Below are 1,873 nucleotides of genomic sequence, written 5' to 3'. Positions count from 1 at the left end.
TACCGCCCGCCCGCCCCAGAGACGGCGCCCGCGGCCAGGTCGCAGATCAGCTCAGGAGCAGGCGCGGCGGCGATGGCCCACTAAAATTCCGCCCGGACCGCTCGATGGGGGCTGGTCAAGCGCGATCCGCGCCTTCGCGATCGGTAAGCTGTCCTGGATCCGGCAGCAGCAGCGCAAGCTGCAGGAGCAGGAGCGGGAGACGGCACGCGAGTACTTGGACCGGGAGAGCCACTACGTCTGGGGCCGCCGGTGCCTGCTGAAGGTCGTCGAGCATGACGCCCCCCCGGCAGTCGAATGGCGCCACCATCGGTTGGTGCTGGCAGTCCGGCCGGGCATGGACGAGGGCCGCCGGGGCGAGGTTCTGGAGGCCTGGTACCGGGAACAGCTCCGCGAGGAGGCCAAGTCGCTGACAGCGGAATGGGAGCGCCGACTCGGCGTTCGGGTGGACCGTGTGTTCGTCCAGCGCATGAAGACACGCTGGGGCAGCTGCAACCCCGCCAGCCACGCGATCCGCCTCAACACAGACCTGGCGAAGAAACCCCGGGAGTGCCTGGAATACATCCTGGTGCACGAGCTGGTGCACCTGCTGGAGCCGACCCATAACGCCCGCTTCGTGGCATTGATGGACCAGTTCCTGCCCGGCTGGCAGCTTCGGCGCGACCAGCTTAACAGGCAGCCGGTGCGCCATGTGGATTGGACGTACTGAGAAGGCTCGCGGGCCACTTGAATTGATTCGTGCTCCAAGCGGCGACCGGTAGGCGGTCGGCTTTTGGAATACCCCCAAGGTCGGCGCAGAGAAATTTCAGTGAGATCAATGAGGTAGGGCTTAAGGGTCAAATCGGGCTACCCCCGAACTTCGGAGACTTTCGAGCCTCCGGAGAGCGATTTCGGGGGGCGTTGCGTTCTCCAACCCTCAAGCCGCCGCGGCGAAACCACAGGAAACCTGCGGTTTACGGCGCTGCCAGTGGAAGGGAAATATGAGGTTGGGAAACCGACTGGAGCTGCGGTGGCGATTCGAACCGTCACCCCCAGCTGGCCCGGGGCGGATTGGGCGCGAGGGTCAGATGGTCACAATGATGTATTGGCATCGTCGGTTGCGTGTCCCCGCATCCCACTTGATTTGCCCTACCAAAGCCTCGGCACCATCGCCGGGGCTTTTCGCGTTTCTGGCACCCTCGGCCAGGCGAAGAATGGCGCCAAGCTCGCCGCGGACTTCCACACGCAGGCTGCCTCCCTCAGGGTGGAGGTGGATCGCCTCGATTAGGGCACGCACCATCTCACGCGCGGCCGTCGCGTCGTCCAACTCCAGCAGGCGGGTCAGCTCGGCGACGCGCTGGCGGTAGAGCTCAGCCAAGTTCGGGTGCAGGCGCGGGGCAGGGGCTGACGTGCTCCTCTGAATGTATCCACTCAGACGGAGAGTCCTCTGCGTTGATGTCTGATGGTTGATGGGATGGCAACGGGGTTGGGGGCATGCCCCCAACCCCGTTGGCCGGCGATCTCGGCGGGGGTCCGCCCGCCCAGCTTCGAGTGCGGCCGGATGGTGTTGTAGTCCTGCCGCCAGGTGGCCAGCACCGCCCGGGCCTGCGGCATGGACGTGAACAACGTCTCGTTGAGGCACTCATCCCGCAGGCGGCCGTTGAAGCTCTCGACGAACGCGTTCTGCGTCGGCTTCCCGGGGGCGATGTAGTGCCACTCCACCTGCCGCTCCTGCGACCAGCGCAGGATCGAGGTCGAGGTCAGCTCCGTGCCGTTGTCGCTGACCACCGCCAGAGGCTTACCGCGGATCGCCACAACCGCATCGAGTTCACGCGCCACCCTCGCACCCGACAGCGAGGTGTCGGCCACCAGCGCCAGGCATTCGCGCGTGAAGTCG

General features: G+C 66.0%; 3 protein-coding genes. 1 reads left to right on the top strand and 2 read right to left on the bottom strand.

Features of this window, described 5'->3' with window-relative positions; translation table 11 throughout:
- On the top strand, positions 1–706 hold a 706-nt coding region (locus tag AC2D9U_RS24225), incomplete at its 5' end, for a M48 family metallopeptidase (RefSeq protein ID WP_484754219.1).
- Positions 707–1,060: 354 nt separating this feature from the next.
- Here the strand turns inward: AC2D9U_RS24225 and AC2D9U_RS24220 are convergent.
- Entirely contained in the window at positions 1,061–1,354 is a 294-nt protein-coding gene (locus tag AC2D9U_RS24220) for a hypothetical protein (protein ID WP_484754215.1), read from the bottom strand.
- A gap of 53 nt (positions 1,355–1,407) precedes the next feature.
- A partial coding sequence (locus AC2D9U_RS24215) for an integrase core domain-containing protein (RefSeq protein ID WP_484754211.1) occupies positions 1,408–1,873 on the bottom strand: 466 nt, incomplete at its 5' end.

The organism is Roseomonas sp. TF40, from assembly GCF_057219975.1.
Note: the sequence above shows the minus strand (reverse complement) of the source record. Positions and strands in the feature narration are given on the sequence as shown.